This window comes from Amycolatopsis sp. N2S4-7 (genome assembly GCF_058119595.1).
In genome coordinates, this window is sequence record NZ_CP172299.1 from 2,138,687 (window position 1) to 2,157,605 (window position 18,919).

Below are 18,919 nucleotides of genomic sequence, written 5' to 3' on the forward strand. Positions count from 1 at the left end.
CCGCTGCGACACCCGAGGCTTCGCCTCGGGCCGGGGGCTCCACCACCCGGAGCCACCGGAAAGCCGCTTCGCGGTGGACGTCACGCACGGTCGTGCACGTCCTGCTGGTCCTGGCTTCGCTGTACGCGGTCCTGCCGCTGGTCTGGCTGGTCACCTCCGCCACGAAATCCGTCGGCGACTTCTCCACGACCGGCGCGTTCGAGTTCGGGCAGTGGAACCTCGGCACCAACCTCGGTGCCCTGTTCACGCAGGAGAACGGCGTCTTCCTCGCGTGGATCCGCAACTCCCTGCTCTACGCCGGTCTCGGCGCGGTGCTCGGTTCGCTGATCTGCGCGGCGTGCGGGTACGCGATCGCGAAGCTCGACTTCCCGGGACGGCGCGCGCTGTTCGCGGCGACCCTGGCCGGGGTCCTGGTGCCGACCACGGCACTGGCCCTGCCGCTGTACCTGCTGGCCTCCCAGCTCCAGGTGGTCGGCACGTTCTGGGCGGTGTTCGTGCCCCTGCTGACCAACCCGTTCGGCGTGTACCTCGCGCGCGTCTACGCCGACGCCGCCGTGCCCGGCGAAGTCCTCGAGGCCGCCAGGACCGACGGTGCCGGCGAACTGCGGACGTTCTTCACCATCGCCCTGCCGATGATGCGGCCGGGCCTGGTGACGATCTTCCTGTTCCAGTTCGTGGGGATCTGGAACAACTTCTTCCTGCCGCTGGTGATGCTCACCGACCCGAAGCTGTTCCCGATGAGCCTCGGCCTGTACCAGTGGAGCACGCGCGTGCCGCAGTTCCCGCAGTACAGCCCGCTCGTCGTCACCGGTTCGCTGCTGGCCGTGGTGCCGCTGGTCGTCGCGTTCGTCCTGCTGCACCGGCAATGGCGGTCCGGGCTGGCAGCGGGCAGCGTCAAGTGACCCGTCGCCCGGAGACCCTGCTGGTGATGGCCCCCGAGACGGTGCGCCTGCAGTTCGGCGAGGCGGAACTGGCGCGGCTGCGCGCCACGGCCCGGCTCGGCGAGCCGTGGTGCACCGGCGAACTCGCCTCGGCGCCGGTGCGGACGCGGCTGGCGGAGGTGGAGGTGCTGATCACGTCGTGGGGCTGTCCCCCGCTCGACGACGCGGTCCTGCGGGCCGCCCCGAACCTGCGGGCCGTGCTGCACGCCGCGGGCAGCGTCCGCGAGCACGTCGGCGCCGCGGTCTTCGACCGGGGGCTCCTGGTGACCACGGCCGCCGGGGCCAACGCCGAACCGGTCGCCCAGTACACCCTGGGCGCAGTCCTGTGGGCGTTCAAGAAGGTGCCCTTCCTGGCTGCCGACGCCCGGGCGTTCCGGGAGGACTGGCGCTACCGGGACGCCCGCGGCGAGCTGTCCGGCCGGGACCGCACGGTCGTGCTGGTCGGCTTCTCCCGGGTCGGCCGCCGGGTCGCCGCGCTGCTGCGGCTGGTGGGCCTGGGCCGGGTGCTCGTCGTCGACCCGGTGGCCGATCCCGCCGAGATCCGGGCGGCCGGTGCCGAGCCCGCCACCCTGGCCGAGGCGCTTCCCCAGGCGGACGTGCTGAGCCTGCACGCGCCGTCGCTGCCGGAGACCCGGCACCTGATCGGCGCCGCGGAACTGGCCGCCCTGCCGGCCGGCGCGGTGCTCGTCAACACCGCGCGGGGCGCGCTCGTCGACACCGCGGCCCTCGAACACGCCTGCGCCGCCGACGGGCTGCACGCCGTCCTCGACGTCACCGAGCCGGAGCCGCTGCCGGCCGGGTCGCCCCTCTACGACCTGCCCAACGTGGTGCTGACCCCGCACGTGGCGGGCTCGCTGGGCTCGGAGACCCGCCGCATGAGCGCCGAGACGATCGGGGAACTCGAGCGCTACGCCGCGGGACTCCCGCCCCGGGCCCCGGTGACCCGGCAGACCCTGGCCGTGCAGGCGTGACCCCCGCCGAGGACCGGCGGCTCTCGCCGTACACGGGCTGGACCCGCGGGCACTGGACGGCGCTGGCGGACCGGCTGCTCGCGGCCGCGGGCCGGTACCGCTCCCCGGCCGGCGCCCGGATCGACCTGCCCGGCCCGGCGAGCCGCAACGGCCGCGTCTCCGACGGGCTGGAGGGGTTCGCCAGGACGTTCCTGCTCGCCGGCTTCCGCATCGCCGGGGAGCGTGGCGCGGACCCGGACGGCCTCCTGGAGCACTACGCGCGCGGGCTGGCCGCCGGCACCGATCCGGGGTCCGCCGAGGCGTGGCCCCGGCCCGACGAACTCGGCCAGTCCAAAGTGGAGGCCGCGTCGATCGCGCTGGTGCTCCAGCTGACCCGCCCGTGGCTGTGGGACCGGCTCGACGACGCCGTCCGCGACCGGGTTGTCGCCTGGCTGGGGACCGTGGTCGGGCAGCCCTACCCGCCGATCAACTGGGTGTGGTTCCGGATCGTCGTCGAATCGTTCCTGCGCGAGGCCGGCGGTCCGTGGTCGGCCGCCGACGTCGAGGAGGACCTCGCGGTGCACGCGTCGCTGCGGCGGCCCGGCGGCTGGCTCAGCGACGGCGACGAACGCGCGTACGACCACTACACCGGCTGGGCCCTGCACCTGTACCCGGCGCTGTGGACGCACCTGTTCGACGTCACCGGCACCTTGTGCCCGCCCGGACTGCGGGAACGGTGGGCGCAGGACCTCCGGGACTACCTCGGCGACGCCGTCCGGCTGGTCGGCGCCGACGGCTCGCCGCTGCTGCAGGGCCGCAGCCTGGTCTACCGGTTCGCCGCCGCCGCGCCGTTCTGGGCCGGTGCGCTCACCGGCGACGGCGGGCTGCCTCCCGGGCTCACCCGCCGGGTGACCAGTGGCGTCGTGCGGCACTTCGCCGACCACCACGCTCTCGAACCGGACGGGCTGCTGCGGCTCGGCTGGCACCACGCCTGGCCCGCGATGCGCCAGTCCTACTCCGGACCGGGTTCCCCGTACTGGGCCGCCAAAGGCCTGCTCGGCCTGCTGCTGCCCGCCGGCCATCCGGTGTGGACGGACGTCGAACAGCCGCTGCCGGTCGAAACCGCGGACGTCGTCCGCGTGCTCGCCGCACCGGGCTGGCTGGTTTCCGCCCGCCGTCGCGACGGGATCGCCGTGGTGCTCAACCACGGCACCGACCACGCGAAGCCCGGCGACCAGCGCACCGACTCGCCGCTCTACGCCCGGCTCGGCTATTCGACCGCCACCGTCCCGCCGCTGACGGGCGACTCGGTCGCGGACCCGCTCGACAACTCCGTGGTCGTGCTCGACGAGGCAGGCCGGGCGAGCCACCGCGCGGGCTTCGAAACCCGGTACGCGATCGAGCTCCCCGGCGGGGTCGCCGCCGCCGCGTCCTCCGGCCGGGTCCGCTGGGTCGGCACCGGCGACGACTCGCCGGACCACGGGTCGGGCCGCCGCGGTCCGGTGGTGCCGGGACCGGTCGTCACGATCGCTTCCGTGGTGCGCGACGGGTTCGAGGTCCGGCTGGCCCGCGTCGACGACGCCCCGGGCGCGTCCGGGCGGAGTGTCCGGCTCGGCGGCTGGCCGGTGGCGGCCGCCACCCGCCCGGCCACGCGCACCGGCCCGGACGTCAGCGCGTCCGCCCGCACGCCGGCGCTGCGGTCGGCGTTGCGGGGCCTGCGCGGCTGCACGACCGCGGGCGTCGCCGTCGAGCACGGCACTTCGCCGCTGGGGGCCTGGACCGCGACCCCCTGGCTGTCCACAGGGGACGGTGTACCGTCCGGCGAAGTGCTCGCCGTGCTGGTCGTCCTCGACCGCGGCGAGTCCGACGCGCCGGTCGTGCGGGTCGCCGTCGTCCCGGACGACGACGGGGGCCACCGGATCACGGTGACCTGGCCGGACGGCCTCGACACCGCCGTTCCCCTGCCCTGACGACGTTGCCACCGGAGGTCACGATGCCCGCCGCGATCGCCCGGACCGGGCTGTGCTCGGTCACCTTCCGGTCCCTGCCGCCCGGCCGGGTGATCCGGGCGGCGGCGGCGGCCGGGCTGCACCTGCTCGAATGGGGCGCGGACGGGCACGCCACCCCCGAGGATCCCGCCGCCCTGCGCCGGTTGCGCGACCGGACCCGCGACGCCGGGCTCGCCGTCTCCTCGTACGGTTCCTACTGGCGCGCGGGGCGGGACGCGCCCGAGGACTTCACCACGATCGCCGAAGCGGCCGCGGCCCTGGGGGCACCCCGCATCCGGGTCTGGGCCGGCACCGAAGGATCGGCGGTCACCCCGGCCGGCGCCCGGTCACGGGTTGTCGGCGCCCTGCGCGAGGCGGCGGACATCGCCGCCGCACACGGGATCGGCGTCGCCACCGAGTTCCACGACGGGACCCTCACCGACACCGCGGCCTCGACCGCGCGGCTGCTCGAAGAAGCGGCGCACCCGGCGTTGTCGACCTACTGGCAGCCGCCGGTCGGGGAAGGGGACGCACCGGCCCTCGCCGGGCTGCGCACGGTCCTCGACCACCTGAGCGCGATCCACGTGTTCTCCTGGTGGCCGGACCGGCAGCGGCTGCCCCTCACCGGCCGCGAACACCTTTGGCGGCAAGTGTTTTCGCTGGTCCCTCCGGTGGACCTGCTCCTCGAGTTCGTCCCCGGCGACGATCCCGCCGTGCTGGCCGGCGAGGCGAGGACGTTGCGGTCGCTGATCGAACCTGACCGGTCCTGAGCGTTTTGTTTCGCAATTCTGGAATGCCGATGCCTCATCTGTTACCTGTAGGAATCGGACCCGTATTGGGGCACGAAGGCTGGGAAGGGGCGAGCCGATGAGGTCGCTGTTCAAGGTGCTGGCGGTGTTCGTGCTCGCCGGGGCGATGGTGACGGCCGGTCCGGTCCAGGCCCGGGCGTCCACGGCCGGGTTCAAGGGCGTCAACTGGGCCGACGCGAGGGACAACTTCGTCAACGGGGTGCTGTACGTGTCCGGGCTGAGTTCCTCGGACACGTATTCCTCGGCCGCCGCCGCGGCGGATCAGGTGATCGGCCGGCTGTACGCCACGACCGGCGCCGACACGGTGCGGATGCCGATCAACGAGCCCACCGTGTCGAGCTACTGGACGACCTACACGGGGGCGATCGACGCGGCGTTGGGCAAGGGCAAGGTGATCCTCGCCTACTGGGCGTACAGCAACGGCAAACCGGCGAGCACGGCCGGGTTCCAGCAGATGTGGGACAAGGTCGTCGCGAAGTACGGCAGCAACCCCAACGCCTACTTCGAGGTCATCAACGAGCCGTACGGCACCGGCGACCTGGGCACGTTCTACCACGACTGGCTGACCAGGTACCCCGCCGTGCCGCGCGGCCGGGTGATCCTCGACGGCGCCGGCTACGCGCAGAACGTCTCCGCGGTCGGCGGCGACACCCGCCTCGACGGCACGCTCCTGGCCGTGCACGACTACTCGTTCTTCGCCGGCTACGAAAGCGAAACCGAGTGGGCCGACCACATCGGGGCGTACGCCGACCGCACGATCGCCACGGAGTGGGGCGGCCCGATGGCGCCCGGCAGCAAGAACGGCGTCCACTACGACACCATCGACTACAGCATCCCGAGCGGCTCGTACTTCGCCGACTACCTCCGCGGCGTCAGCGGCAAGCTCCGCAGCCTCGGCATGGGCAGCGTGTACTGGCCGGGCCTGCGCGACGGCGACTGGTACAGCCTGACCACCAAGACCGGCACCGGCTCCGGCATCAAGCTGTCACTGGTGAACCCGACGGGCTTGACCCGCCTGAAGTACGCATGGGGAACCGGCGACGGCGGCGGCACCTACGTCCGGATCGTCAACGCCGCCACCGGCCGGTACGTCGACGGGATGGGCCGCACCGCGAGCGGTTCCACCGTGGGCCAGGCCAGCGGCGACAGCAGCTACGACCAGCAGTGGATCGTCGAGAACTACGGCAACTACGTGCGCGTCAAGAACCGCACCACGGGGCTGTACCTCGACGGCGCGGGCCGCACGACGAACGGGGCCGCGCTGAGCCAGTACGCGGCCAGCACCAGCCCCAACCAGCAGTGGTCGGTGGTGACGGACGCCGGCAACGTCCGGATCAGGAACCGCGCAACGGGCGAGTACCTCGACAGCATGGGCCGCACCACGGACGGCGCGGACATCGGCCAGTACGGGGACAGCAGCAGCACCAACCAGCGGTGGCGCATCGTCGCCGCAGGGTGAGCGCCGGGGGTGACGCCGCGTTGTCACCGTCAGGCGACGGGTGCGGGGTGGCGTTCCCCGCTCGTCGCCGTGCGCCCGGACTACTGGTGAAGCACGCGTTGATCCCTTGCCAGGCGGTGTGGCCTTTCGCCGCGGGTGAACTGTCACAGTAGCGACGAGACCAGGCCGAACGACTTGGTCAGCATGATGGCAAGGAGCCGCGAGGCGGCGAGGCGACAGTGGCGGCAACGCGGAGGGACGTGGCCGTGGGCGATCGCTGTGGTCGTGATTCCGATCGCCGTGATCGCGGGCGTTGCAGTAACCGTGCTACTCGTGTTCGTCGACTCCGGTGACCCGAAGAACCAGATCGAGCTGATCAAGACCGGGCTGGCCGTAGGTGTAGGTGCCGGCGGCGTGGTCGCGCTCGTCCTGAACGGGCGTCGTCAGTGGTTCACCGAGCACGACGCGACTGAACGCCGCCTCACCGAACTGTATCTCAAAGCCGTGGAACAACTCGGTTCCGACAAGGCCGCCGTCCGACACGGTGGCCTCCACGCCCTGGAACGCGTCGCACAGAACAACAAAGATCAACGGCAGACTGTTGTCACGGTGGTGTGCGCATACCTACGGGCCCCGTTCCACTCCTCCGCCGAATACCGTCCACCTCGCCGGCCCGGGATACGTCGACCGCTGGTCAGCCGCGCACGCAGCAAGGCGGCATCCACAAGTATCAGGTACGGCGACCACGCTCAACATTCGACGCGTTCCAGCCTTGACGATCAAGTGACACAGGAGCAGGAGGTCCGTCTTACCGCGCAGCGAATACTCGCCAAACATCTCCACCCAGGAAGCGATCGCGACCACCCAGCCAAGACCTTTTGGGCCGACATCGACCTCGACCTCACCGGCACCCTCTACCTCATCCTGGTGCTGCACTTCCCGCCGGACCGGGTCGCCGGCGCGGTTTTCCTGTCCACTTTGGTCTTGACGGCGGCGGCTGTGCTGTTCGCCCCGATCGCGGGGAAGCTGTCCGCCGCCGCAAGCCGTTCGTGGTGGCCGCCGCGCTGATCTTCGCCGTGGGCCTGCTGCTGGCCGCGGTCGCGCACTCGTGCCCGGCGTTCCTGGTCGCCGTCGGCGTGGTCGGCCTCGGGCAGGGCGTGTACCTGAGCGTGGACATCGCGCTCGTGACGCAGCTCGTGCCGGACCCGGCCAACCCGGCGAAGGAGCTCGCTGGTGCCCGCGCTCGCCCCGGCGGTCCTCGCGATCGGCGCGACTCCGGAGGCGCCGCAGAACTTCGCGGCGCTCTTCGTGTTCGGCGCCGTCGCCGGGCTGCTGGGCGCGGCGCTGGTGCTGCCGATCCGTCAGGTGGCCTGACGGTCAGTGCGGCGGCGTGACACCCTGCCGATCCAGGGCGGTCTGCGCCGTGCACGGGAGTTCGCCGGGCTGGACCTGCTCGAAGGTGGGCCGCCACACCAGTGTCCCGCCCTGCACCCGCGAGCCCAGGAGGCAGTCGATCCCGCCGGTCGACCGATCGCCCGCCCGGTAGGCGACACCGACGTCGTTCCCGCGCAGGGCAACGTCTTGCTCGGGCGCTTGCCACGGGAGGTCCTTGTCCGGGTTGACGGACCGCGTCGGCATCGAGCGCGTCAGGCGGGCGAGCAAGACGTCCTCGGTCACGGACGCGGGGAGCGCGGTGAGCACGGACTGCAGGGCGGGGTCGAAGCCCTCCGGCACTTCCGAGGGCGGGATTTGCGGCGGGTTCAACGGTGTCGCGCCGGCGGGACAGTCCCGCCGGCGCGGCTCCTCCACCAGCCCCCGGAAGGTGAAGCCGACGTCGTAGCAAGCCGTCACGGGCTCCTGGGGGAACCACTCGTCTTGGGTGCCGAAGTCGTGCACCTGGAAGACGAGGTGCATCGTCACCGCGTCCGGATCGTCGGAAGCCGTGTCACGCGTCTCGACAACGGCGAAGCCGGACGAGCGGCCCAACGTGGTTTCGAGGGCTTCGTCCAGCGACCACGCGTCGCGGGGGATTTCGCAGCTTTTCCCGTCAGCGGCAAAGGATCGTGACCTTCCCCCGGATCTCGCCCGCCTCGCTCCTGCGGTGCACCTCGGCAAGCCCGTCGAGGGTGTGCGTCTCGGTGACGTCGACCGTCACGGCGCCCGCGTTCACGAGGTTCACCAGTTCGGTCAGCTGGGCCGGGTCGTAGCGGACGACCACGTGGGTCGACGTCACCCCGGGCGGCGCTGTCACCGGCGCCGCCGCGGAGATGATCTTGCCCGAGCGGCGCACGGGCGGGGTCCAGGGCGGTGGGGTGCCGACCAGGTGGATCAGCACGTCGACGGGCTCCACCGCCGACGCGACGGACTCGCTGGTGTAGTCGATGATCTCGTCGGCGCCGTGTCGCCGGACGGCGTCGACGCTGCGCGGGCTCGCGGTGGCGATGACGTGGGCACCGGCGCGTTTCGCGAACTGGACGGCGAACCCGCCGATCCCGCCGCCCGCGCCGTTGACCAGGACGCGCTGTCCGGCGGACACGTGCGGGAAGACCACCTGCCACGCGGTGAGCCCGGCGAGCGGGATGGCCGCGGCGTCGGCCGGCGGGATGCTGGTGGGCGCGGGCACGAGACGTCCGCGAGGCGCGACGGCGTACTCCGCGGCCGCTCCCCGCTCCAGCCAGCCGATGACCGGGCGGCCGGCCACCGTTCCCGCGACGTCCCAGCCGAGGGTGCAGGGCAGGTCGATCGGGAACAGCGCCCGCAGGGCCCCGGAGCGCAGGGCCGTTTCGGTCGGGTTGAACGACGTCGCCGCGACCTCGACCAGCACCTCACCGTCGCCGGGGAGCGGCATCGGGACGTCGTCGATCTCGATGACCGAGGGGTCGCCGTGGCGGTGGATCCGTGCGCTCTTCATGGAAATCACCCTATGATCGGGCCGGGGAGACACTCCATGCGTCGGAGTCCTCATTCCTTGTCCGATCGTCTCGCGGGGGAGACTGTGGATGTCCTGAGCGACGTGCTCGCCGTGATGCGCACCGGTGAGCCGCGCTCGGCCCGGGTGGTGTGGAACGCGCCCTGGGGGCAGTGGTTCGCGCCGGTGCCGGGCGCCGCGGGGTTCCAGGTGGTCCTGCAGGGAACCTGCTGGCTCATCCGGACGGGCGCGGAGCCGCTGCCGCTGACCGCCGGCGACGTCGTCTTCCTGCCCCACGGGCACGGACACGCCCTGGCCGACAGCCCGTCGACGCCGGTCGACACCCAGGCCTGCGACCCGGACGACCCCGGGTTCGCCGAGCGCTACGCGAACCGGCCGGAGACGGGCACGGGCCCGAAGACCGTGACGCTCTGCGGCGCGTACCGGCTGGACCCGGCGCAGGTGCACCCGTTGCTGGCGAGCCTGCCCGAAGTCGTGCACCTGCCCGACCGGCTCGACCACGACCTCCGGGCCGTGGTCGAGCTGCTGTGCGCCGAGCTGGAACACCCGCGGCTCGGCACGGACGCGCTGATCCCGGCCCTGCTGGACGCGCTGCTGCTGTACCTCCTGCGCGCCTGGTTCGACGAGCACGCCACGACGGCCGGGACCGGCTGGGCCGCGGCGTTGCGGGACCCCGCGATCACCGCGGCGCTGCACGCGATCCACAGCGACCCGGCGCACCCCTGGACCGTGGCGAGCCTCGCCGCGCGGGCCGGGCTGTCCCGGGCGCCGTTCGCGCGCAGGTTCACCGAGAAGACCGGCCGGCCACCGCTCACCTACCTGACCTGGTGGCGGCTCACCCTCGCCGCCCGGCTGCTGCGCGACACCGACGCCCCGCTGCGCGTGATCGCGGGAAAGAGCGGCTACACCTCGGAGTTCGCCTTCGCCAAGGCCTTCCGGCGACACCACGGCACCGCACCCGGGCAGCTCCGGCGAGCCGGAGCCGGGCGGTGAGCCGCCGCCCGGTCGCCGCCGCCCGGTGCCAGGCCGCTCAAGAGTCCGTCACCACACCTTCGTCGGCGGGGTGGTGCCGGTCCGTTCGTCGCCGTAGCTCAGCCAGGTCCCGAGCGGGGGACGCTGCCCGACGCCCGGACGGCTGTAGTCGCACACGCCGCCGGGGAACGCCGCCCGCAGCCGCTGCCGGTCCGCCGCGGTGAAGGTGACCGGGTAGTCGCGGAAGTCCAGCGGCTTCAGCCGGCACTTCAGCACGTCCAGGGACAGGCCCTCCCCCGCGACCATCCGGGTGTTGGCCGCCACCGGGTACTGCGCGCCGCACTGGCCGCTCGCCGGGTACGTCAGCTTCTCGGTGATCCGCGACGCCGCGGAGAGGTAGCAACCGTCGCCGAGATCGCCCGGCCGGTTCGCCAGCACCTTCTGCTGAAGGCTGCGATGCGAACCGTCGGCGTCGATCGCGGTCAGCCAGCGGTCCATCGCGTCGAGCTCGTAGACGCTGGCGGCCGCCGCTTCGGCTGCGGTGGGGTGGTTTTCGATGATGACCTGGTTGCCCGCGGTGCCGTTGGCCCGCAGAAGCCGTTGCCGCATCACATAAGACCACTCGGTGGTGTGAATGTCGTTGCCGAACCCGGCGAGGTCGAGATCGGTCCGCTGGTCGATGATCGGCGTTTCCCGCAAGCCCTGCGACGCCGAGTTCACCAGGTCGTCGGCGTACACCGTGTTGAGCGCCTTCGGATCGGCCGCGATCCGCTGCGCCACCGGCGCTCCGGTGTGGTCGAGGCCGCCGATGCTCGCGTTGAGGTCGGCGAACTGCGCCGCGGTGATCGTCCCGGCCTTCAGCGCGGCCAAGCCGTACTGCACACCGGTGGAGTCCAGCGGGCTGCGCACGAACCCGGTCTTCGGGTCCCGCCCGATCTGGTTGACCAGCTGCTCGTTCGAGTTGCACTTCACCCCGCCCGGGTTGGTGACCGGATCCCACCGCGCCGCGACCGGGATGGCCGCGTTGCAGCTGCCGGTCGCGGTGGCGCGGCTGGCGAAGGTCTTGTCCCAGGAGACGCAGGTGTCGTAGCTGGCGAAGCCCGCGACGGCCTGCTTCTGCGCCGCGGTGAACGACGACCCAGGCCCGGCGAAGTACCGCTCGAGCAGGCGGCAGTCCGACACCGGGCCGCCCGTGCTCAGCGGGTCCGGGAACGAGACGCCGGGGATGATGCCGTCGACGATGCCGGGGTAGTTCTCGGCGATGTCGTACTGCTGGATCGCCCCGCCCGAGCCGCCCCAGCCGATGGTGTGGGCGACCGGGCCGTAGGTCTCGACGAAGTGTTCCTTGACCATCATCGCCGCCTCGGCCGAGATGATCGGGCTGCAGTTGTTGTCGAGCACGTTCAGGCTCGACGACGTCACCGCGTAGCCCCGGGCCAGGAACAGGTCGTTGACGACCCCGCCGGTCGAATTGCCCTGGTGGTAGCCCGCGTTGCAGCCGCCGCCGAAGGTGTAGACCAGCTTCCCGTTCCAGCCGGCGTCCGGCGCGACGGGTGACGGCGCGCCGTCGTAGAGGGCCGCCATCTCGTAGACCGCGCGGTCGATCGTGCCGCGCTCGACGCGGACCACGTAGGGCACCGCGTGCCCGTCGACCGTCGCCGTCGCGAGGTCCGCGGGCCGGGTCGCCGGGTCCGCCAGCGGCGCGAACGCCCCGGCGGTGGTCCGGTACTGGTAGCTCACCTGGGTCGGCGCGCTGCAGAGCGGCTGGGACGCCGCGGGCAGGCCGAACGCCTGGGTCTCGCAGTAGAACGGGCGCTGCTGCGAGCCGGAGAAGACCGGCCCGGTGATCGGGTGGTTGGTGACGCGCAGGTTCGCCCGCTGCCCCGGGCTCGTCCTGGCGCTCAGGTCGTTGGCGCCGTCACGCAGGCCGGTGACCAGGCCGAGCAGGCTGCCGTCGGGCTGGGCGCGGAAACTCGAGGTCACGTCGTGGCCGTTGGCGCTGACGCTCACCCGTCCCTGGGTTCGCTGCGGCGGGACGACCTTGACCAGGACCTGTCCCCCGCTGACGAGCGCGGGCCGCGGGTTCGACACCGTCTCGATCGTCAGCTGCCGCCCTGGTGGAGCGGCCACGGCGGTCGCGGTCCCCAGCAGGAGGAGCGGCGCGGTCAGGGCCGCCACCACGGTGGATGAGCGCAAAGCACGGTTGGCCACCAGACACTCCGCTCGCTCGGGGCATCGCGTCGTCGCGACACCGGGCAGCTGTCTGTCTAGCACCTGCGGCCCGGCCGGAACAACATCCGGCCGGGCCGCATCTGTGGAGGGATCGCGTACACGCAAGGCTCACCCGTCGGATCGGGTCAGTCCGCCATCGAGATGTCCAAGCCCAACCCCGTGCCGAGAGCCGAGGAAAATCCGGCCTTACCCTTCATGTGCCACTTGCCGTCCTCCTCCCGGACGAGGCCGCCTTCCGCTTCCACACCGACGCCGATTCGTCCCTCCGGCTGGATCTTGACCCTGAGCGGCCACAGATCGACCCCGAATTCGGGAGCCTGGATTTTCGCCTCCGCACCGATTCCACCGCCGGCCTTCACCCCTTTCGTCGGGGTGGCCTCCAATTCCGCGTGACCGGCGAACCCGAAATTCCCCACCGGCACACCGGAGACGCTGACGGGCCCCGTGGGGGTCGAGACCTCGGCCCCGGTGGAGCGGATGCCGGCGAAGCCCTCGGCGGTGAGGTTGATCCCGCCGTCGGGCGTACGCGTGGCCAGCGCCTTGCCGTCCGCACCGACGGTGATCTCGCCGAGGTCGTGACCGTCAGGAGTAACGACCTTCGACCTGCGGACGTAGTAACCACCTTCGGCGCCACCGAGAACGTCGCCTTCCGGTCCGATGATTCTGCCTTCACCTCCCGCCGGTTCTTCGACCAGCCGCGGGCTCCTGCCGAAGAGATACTTCATCGCGCGGTCGCAGTCCCGGGTGGGACACCAGAACCAGTGGACGAGCGGACCATCGTCGTCCCACTGCGCCGGTGCGGAACCCTTGCCGACCAACGCGGCGTTCGTCGCTTGACCTGTCACCCCTTGCGGCCGGTCCGCTCGGGCACGAGGCGCATTGGCCGCGTCCGCGACCTTCAGCATGGCCCCGGCCACCGGCACAGCGCCCGCGGCGCGGCGCACATTCGCCTGCGTCTCGAGCTTCTTCGCGGTGTCGGCCAGCTTCGCGTAGCCCCCGACGATCGGCAGATCCAAGTACGCCAGAGGCGCCGCGGTCGTTGCCTGACCCCGCTCACGTCCCGCCTTCGCGACCGCGTTCTTCACGGAATCAGCAAGCTTCCCGTACCCACCGACCACCGGCACGTCCGACAGCTTCAGAGGCGCCGCCTCGCGGGCCTGACCCCGCTCACGTCCAGCCCTCCCTACCGCGTCCTTCACCGAATCAGCAAGCCTCCCGTACCCACCGACCACCGGCACGTCCGACAGCTTCAGAGGCGCCGCCTCGCGGGCCTGACCCCGCTCACGTCCAGCCCTCCCTACCGCGTCCTTCACCGAATCAGCAAGCCTCCCGTACCCACCGACCACCGGCACGTCCGACAGCTTCAGAGGCGCCGCCTCGCGGGCCTGACCCCGCTCACGTCCAGCCCTCCCTACCGCGTCCTTCACCGAATCAGCAAGCCTCCCGTACCCACCGACCACCGGCACGTCCGACAGCTTCAGAGGCGCCACCTCGCGGGCCTTGGACCGCTGTTCGTCGTTCCGATCGGCCGCACGGGACGCCCTCCCGTTCGACGGCTTGTCGACTTCCGCGAGCCCTGGGCGATGCGTGTTCCGGTCCTCTTCGCGCGACCGCTTCGCATTCTCCACCTTCTCGTTCGCGTCGTTCAGGACTTTGACCGCGCCCGTTCCCGGGAGCAGGCCCACAGTCCTCAGCACCTTCTGCGTGGCTTCCCGGTCCCGGCCCGAAGACGACTCGCGATCATCCGAATCACGGCCGGTCTTCTTCGAGTTCTCCTTGTCCGGTCCGGAATCATCACCCTTCGAGACCCGCTTCGACTCCTGCGCGAAGTCGTGCCGCTCCTTCTCGCTCGCCACCTCGCGCGAACGAGAACCACTGTCCGGCGAAGGCTTTTGAGCCGCTCCCTCGGATTTCGAACCACCGGTGCTCTTGGCCACCTTCTCCACGGCCTCCGCCGCTCCCTTGAGCACACCCATCCCCGGAACGTTGCCCGCGATCTTCATCGCGGACACCGGATCACCACCACCGCCGCCGCCGTTGTCCGGAATCGGCTTCGCCTGCGCGGCCGTGGCACCGAGCACTCCGAAGGCCACCGACACAAAGCCTCCGGAAAGGGTGTACAGGACCGCACGGCCCAGCCCCGTCTCGACTTCTCGCACACTTACCTCCCATCACTGGTGGAGGAAGAGTCTGCGCCGAGGCGGTACACACGCGGTTCATTCCCGGTACATCGGCAACGTGACCGGCACTGTCCGCCTGGCTCATCCGCGGAGGGTGCGGGGGTCGAGAGCTGCGCGCAGGCGGAGCCACAGGCCGCGACCGGCCAGGCCGCGCCGGACGGTGCGGACCGCAGCCCAGGCCCGAGGACCCTCCTGCGCGCCGGGGGTTCGGCCGGACCACAGGACCTGGTCCACGGTGACACCCAGTGCGCGCAGACCGTCCACTATGGAGGGACTGCCGATGCCCCCGGCGGCCGCCGCCAGGTCGCGAGCCGTCATCCCGGCCGTCCACGGGACACCGTGGTCGCGGAGGCGGTCGCGGGCCTCGAGCCAGGCGCCGAGCACCGCGCCGGCACCCGCCCTGCGCCGTCGCCGCCACGAACGGAGGGACTTGGCCAGCGGAACCCCCACGAGCCAGGCCGGCAGCAGTGCCGCCGGCCCGGCGAGGACCCAGAGCACCGGGAACGACCGGCCACCTGTGTCCGCCCCACCCGGGTCGCCGGCGCCCTTGACCGGCGCGACCGGCGCGTCGTGCTGCTGCGTCGCCGGAGGCAGCTGTGCACGAGCCTGCGCGGTGACCTCCGAGAGACCGGCGGGGCCACCGGCACCACCGAGGCGGGTGGTCCCGGTCGGATCCAGCGGCACCCAGCCGGCACCGGCGACCGCCACCTCGGGCCACGCCAGGACATCGCCGTTGCGGACGGTGTAGCCCCCGTCGGCGTCCGAGCCGGCCGGGCTGCGGAAGCCGACGACCAAGCGGGCCGGGATGCCGACGATGCGGGCGAGCGCGACGTACGCCGCCGCGAACTGCTCACTCGTCCCACGCCGGGTCTCGAACAGGAATTTCCGCAGCTGCGGCCAGCCGTGGCCGCTCGGCAGGCCGGTGCCCGCCGCCGTGTGGTAGCCCTCGCGGAAGAACCGTTCCAGCGTGAGCGCCGCCTGGAAGCTGGGACGCAAGCCGCCGACGGCGGCCCGCGCCATCGCCTCGGCTTCCGCGGGTGGCTCGCCGATCGCGCCGAGCCCACCCGGTGCCCGCTGGTCGATCGCGGCGGCCGCGAGGTCGGCGACCGGAACCTGCGGTTCCCACCAGCTCAGCCGGTACTCCCCGGTGGGACGCGGCAGCCACAGCGAGCCCTGCGCCTCCTCGACCAGCGGATCGGCTCCGCTGACGGCGGCGGGCCAGGTCTGGCTCGGCAGCCACGGCCCGCCGAGGTCGCGAAGGCGGATCGTCGCCGTCCGTTCCCGGGAGGGCAAGGTCACCAACGGGTTCTGCGGCAGCTCCGCGCCGAGCCGCCGGTAGTGGCTGCCCGGTGTCCAGTTGACCCCGTCGAAGGTGTCGAGCACGACCAGCGGCCACCGGTCGGGACGCGCGTCGCCGCGGACGGAGAACACCGGCACGTCGGGATGCTGCAGCCGGCCGGCGATGTCGTCCAGCGGCCCGGCCACCCGCCCGCTCACCTGTGCCGGCTGGTCCTGCTTCAGCGAGTACGCCTGGCCCGGAGCCGGCAGCAGCGTCCCGGCCGCGGCCGCCGCCGCCAGCCCGAGGACCACCACCGGCGCCCCGGACACGAACGCCGGTGCTCGTCGGCGGGCACGGCCCGCCGGCTTTTCTTCGCCGGGACGGGTCAGGGCGAACAGCGCTCCCGCGACAGCCGCGTAACCGAGCCCGGCGGCGACGGCCGCGAGTCCGGACAGCGCGACGTAGAGCTGGCTCACGACGACCACCGCGAAACTCGGGATCAGCGCCACCAGCGGCTTGCGGGAGCGCAGCACCAGTTCGGTTCCGAGCATCCCGGCCGCCAGGGCCAGCAACGGGACGAACAGCAGCTGGTCCGGCGACGGCCGCGCGGGCCAGGTCGACTGCAGGGTCAGCCGCCAGGACCCGGTGATCCCGGACGCCAGCGCGGAGAACGTCTCGCCGGTCGGCAGCCCGGCTGCCGTCGTCGAAAAGAGCACGGTCTCGACGACCGCGAGCAGTCCGGCCCCGAGGAGCAGGAGCGGGCGCCACGCGGCGAGCACCTCGGTGCGCGCGCACACCCGGGCCACCCCGAACAGCACCACGGCGGGGACCAGGAGCGGTGCGAGCAACGCCGCCACCCCGAACACCGGCACGAAGAACAGGCCCGCGACGACGGCGGCGAGCAGTACGCACAGCACGGTGAACCGGCCGGGCATCACACCACCTCGTTCCACCGGCGCACGGCGTCCGCGGCGCTGCCGGCGCTGAGCACCCGCGCGCCGGGAATCACCGGCGGGACACCGCCGAAACCCAGGCCCAGGACGAAAAACGACGAGTACCGCGCGCGCAGCCCGGCGAGCCCACCGAGCGTGCCGGCTCCCGACGTCACGACCGTCAGGCAGCCACCCTGGTGCCGGACGGCGGACAGCACGCCCGGCACGAGCGCCTGCTCGGCGCCGGAGTCCTGACGCACCCGGCACAGCTCGTCGAGCAGTTGCCTGACCGCGAGCGGGCCACCGGACGTCGCGAGGTCGACGCCACCCGAGGTGACCAGCCTGCTGTGGTGCCCGGCGGTGGCGGACGCGGCGAGCAGTGACGCCGCGAGATCGACGGCTTCCTCGAAGACGGCCGGCGGCAACGCATCGCCTCGGGTGTCGAGCAGCAGGGTGAAGCGCGGCTGCTCCGGGTCGGCGTAGTCGCGGACCATCATCCGGCCGGTCCGCGCGGTCGCCTTCCAGTGCAGGTGCCGGACTTCGTCGCCGGGCTGGTACTCACGGACGTCGCGCAGGTCGAGCGAGCCTCTCAGCGAGTCGTCGGTGGTGGCGCCGTCGTGGTGATGCCGGGGGAAGCCGCCGGTCCGGGCGCGCGCCGCGTACCGGCGCGGGTACACCCACAGCGTCGCGGTCTCGCCCGCCGGATGCCGGTGGCGGGCGAGCCCGAAGGGATCGCCGCGCTGCAGCGTCAGCGGCCCGACGGCCATCAGCCCGCGGGCACCGGTCGGCAGCTCGTACTGGTACGTCGCTTCCGCGCCCTCGGCCAGCGCACGCACCTGGACCGTCCGGGTACTCCCGCCGGCGTGGTCCCACGCGGCGAAGCCGGGCTGGGGCCGGCCGGCGAGATTGCGGACCCGCAGCTTCGCCAGGGCGGGACGGCCTCGCTCGACGCGGTCCGGGTAGACGACCCGGGACACCGCCACCCGCATGCCGCGGGCGGTGACGGCGACGGCGGCCAGCAGGGCGCCGAGCCCGGTCGCGCCGAGCACGCGGAACAGCGGGTACCCCGCCCACTCCGCCGACGCGACCAGCAGCACGGACACCACGAGGACGGCGACACCGCGCGGGGTCAGCCGCATGGTCAGCGGCCCGCGTGGTTCATCGCCGGAGCCGGTGTCCTGGCCAGGACCTCGGCCACGACGTCGGCGGCGCCGAGCAGGCCGAGTTCGGCCTCGGCGGTGAGCACCAGCCGGTGCGCGAAGACCGGCACGGCCACGTCCTTGAGGTCGTCCGGCGTGACGAACCCGCGGCCCTCGGTCGCGGCCATGGCCTGCGCGGCCCGCACCAGGGCGATGCTCCCGCGCGGGCTCACCCCGAACCGCACCGCGGCGTGTTCGCGGGTCGCCGCGGCGAGACGTGCGGCGTACTCGACGACCGCCCTGTCGAGGTGTGAAGAACGGACCTCGGCGATCGCGTCGAGCAGCATCGGGACGTCGACCACGGCCGGGAGGTCGTCGGGTGAGACGCCGGCGCAGTCGCTCATGATCACCATGACCTCGGCGTCGAGATCCGGGTAACCGACGGACAGGCGCATCAGGAACCGGTCGAGCTGCGCCTCGGGCAGCCGGTAGGTGCCCTCCATTTCGATCGGGTTCTGGGTGGCGATGACGAGGAAGGGCCGCGGGACGTCGTGGGAAACGGCGTCGGCGGTGACCCGCCGCTCGGACATCACCTCCAGCAGCGCGGACTGCGTTTTCGGCGTGCCGCGGTTGATTTCGTCGGCCACGACGATGTTCGAAAACACCCCACCGGGGTGGAAGGCGAACCGCTCGTCCTTCTGGTGGTAGACGGTCACGCCGGTGATGTCGCCGGGAAGCAGGTCCGGCGTGAACTGGATCCGGCTCCAGCTGCCCCCGATGCTGCGCGCCAGGCACCGGGCGAGCGTCGTCTTGCCGAGGCCGGGTACGTCCTCGATCAGCAGGTGCCCCTCGGCGAACAACGCGGCGACGGCGAGCCGGACCACCTCCGGCTTACCGCGGATCACCCCCTGGATGTTCCGTGCGATCAGCGCGTAGGCCTCTCCGGCCCTCGACTCACCCATGGTGACTCCCCACCTCGTCGAACCTCACGCACCAGCCCTCTTTCCCCGAGGTGCAGATCCCGCCGACCGTATCCCCGGTCGCCCGGGACCGGTCCCGGGGAACACCGCGCTTGTCATCGAAACCTCAGGTCCCGGGTGCGACGGTGACCGCGCAACGACCGGATCGTC

General features: G+C 72.4%; 15 protein-coding genes. 8 read left to right on the forward strand and 7 right to left on the reverse strand.

The features are described 5' to 3' along the window. The first annotated feature begins 92 nt into the window (after window positions 1-92). From ACH54P_RS09890 to ACH54P_RS09920, 7 genes are all read left to right on the forward strand, one after another. Window positions 93-902 (forward strand): carbohydrate ABC transporter permease, encoded by an 810-nt coding sequence (locus tag ACH54P_RS09890; protein ID WP_489912049.1) that lies wholly within the window; start codon window positions 93-95, stop codon window positions 900-902. Continuing rightward, on the forward strand, window positions 899-1,912 hold the full coding sequence (locus ACH54P_RS09895) for a hydroxyacid dehydrogenase (RefSeq protein ID WP_489912050.1): 1,014 nt from the start codon (window positions 899-901) through the stop codon (window positions 1,910-1,912). Before ACH54P_RS09890 ends, ACH54P_RS09895 begins: the two co-directional genes overlap by 4 nt. Further along, window positions 1,909-3,861 carry a DUF2264 domain-containing protein gene (locus ACH54P_RS09900; RefSeq protein WP_489912051.1) on the forward strand — a complete coding sequence of 651 codons (1,953 nt, stop codon included), beginning with the start codon at window positions 1,909-1,911 and terminating at the stop codon, window positions 3,859-3,861. The genes ACH54P_RS09895 and ACH54P_RS09900 overlap by 4 nt, the downstream gene beginning before the upstream one ends. A gap of 23 nt (window positions 3,862-3,884) precedes the next feature. Continuing rightward, window positions 3,885-4,649 (forward strand): sugar phosphate isomerase/epimerase family protein, encoded by a 765-nt coding sequence (locus ACH54P_RS09905; protein WP_489912052.1) that lies wholly within the window; start codon window positions 3,885-3,887, stop codon window positions 4,647-4,649. 97 nt (window positions 4,650-4,746) lie between these two features. Further along, a complete protein-coding gene (locus ACH54P_RS09910; RefSeq protein WP_489912053.1) occupies window positions 4,747-6,147 on the forward strand; it encodes an RICIN domain-containing protein in 1,401 nt (466 codons plus the stop codon). 264 nt (window positions 6,148-6,411) lie between these two features. After that, window positions 6,412-7,194, forward strand: a complete 783-nt coding sequence (locus tag ACH54P_RS09915; RefSeq protein ID WP_489912054.1) for a hypothetical protein — start codon at window positions 6,412-6,414, stop codon at window positions 7,192-7,194. Between the two features lie 165 nt (window positions 7,195-7,359). Then, a complete protein-coding gene (locus tag ACH54P_RS09920) occupies window positions 7,360-7,500 on the forward strand; it encodes a hypothetical protein (protein WP_489912055.1) in 141 nt (46 codons plus the stop codon). 3 nt (window positions 7,501-7,503) lie between these two features. Here the strand turns inward: ACH54P_RS09920 and ACH54P_RS09925 are convergent, their stop codons facing one another. After that, on the reverse strand, window positions 7,504-8,046 hold the full coding sequence (locus ACH54P_RS09925; protein ID WP_489912056.1) for a hypothetical protein: 543 nt from the start codon (window positions 8,044-8,046) through the stop codon (window positions 7,504-7,506). 127 nt (window positions 8,047-8,173) lie between these two features. Continuing rightward, window positions 8,174-9,037, reverse strand: coding sequence for an NADP-dependent oxidoreductase (locus ACH54P_RS09930; RefSeq protein ID WP_489912057.1), 864 nt, complete (start codon window positions 9,035-9,037; stop codon window positions 8,174-8,176). A gap of 84 nt (window positions 9,038-9,121) precedes the next feature. Between ACH54P_RS09930 and ACH54P_RS09935 the strand changes: the two genes are divergently transcribed. After that, window positions 9,122-10,048, forward strand: coding sequence for an AraC family transcriptional regulator (locus tag ACH54P_RS09935; protein WP_489912058.1), 927 nt, complete (start codon window positions 9,122-9,124; stop codon window positions 10,046-10,048). 48 nt (window positions 10,049-10,096) lie between these two features. Here ACH54P_RS09935 and ACH54P_RS09940 read toward each other — a convergent pair whose 3' ends face one another. The 5 genes from ACH54P_RS09940 to ACH54P_RS09960 form a co-directional block, all read right to left on the reverse strand. Continuing rightward, window positions 10,097-12,238, reverse strand: coding sequence for a DUF6351 family protein (locus ACH54P_RS09940; RefSeq protein ID WP_489912059.1), 2,142 nt, complete (start codon window positions 12,236-12,238; stop codon window positions 10,097-10,099). Between the two features lie 146 nt (window positions 12,239-12,384). Continuing rightward, window positions 12,385-14,418: a hypothetical protein gene (locus ACH54P_RS09945; RefSeq protein WP_489912060.1), complete on the reverse strand. Its 2,034-nt coding sequence runs from the start codon at window positions 14,416-14,418 to the stop codon at window positions 12,385-12,387. A 102-nt stretch (window positions 14,419-14,520) separates the two neighbouring features. Then, window positions 14,521-16,653: a transglutaminase TgpA family protein gene (locus tag ACH54P_RS09950; RefSeq protein WP_489912061.1), complete on the reverse strand. Its 2,133-nt coding sequence runs from the start codon at window positions 16,651-16,653 to the stop codon at window positions 14,521-14,523. Beyond that, window positions 16,653-17,789, reverse strand: a complete 1,137-nt coding sequence (locus ACH54P_RS09955) for a DUF58 domain-containing protein (protein WP_489912062.1) — start codon at window positions 17,787-17,789, stop codon at window positions 16,653-16,655. Before ACH54P_RS09955 ends, ACH54P_RS09950 begins: the two co-directional genes overlap by 1 nt. Before the next feature lie 2 nt (window positions 17,790-17,791). Further along, complete coding sequence (locus ACH54P_RS09960; RefSeq protein ID WP_489912063.1) at window positions 17,792-18,751, reverse strand: AAA family ATPase; 960 nt, start codon at window positions 18,749-18,751, stop codon at window positions 17,792-17,794. Window positions 18,752-18,919 lie beyond the last annotated feature (168 nt).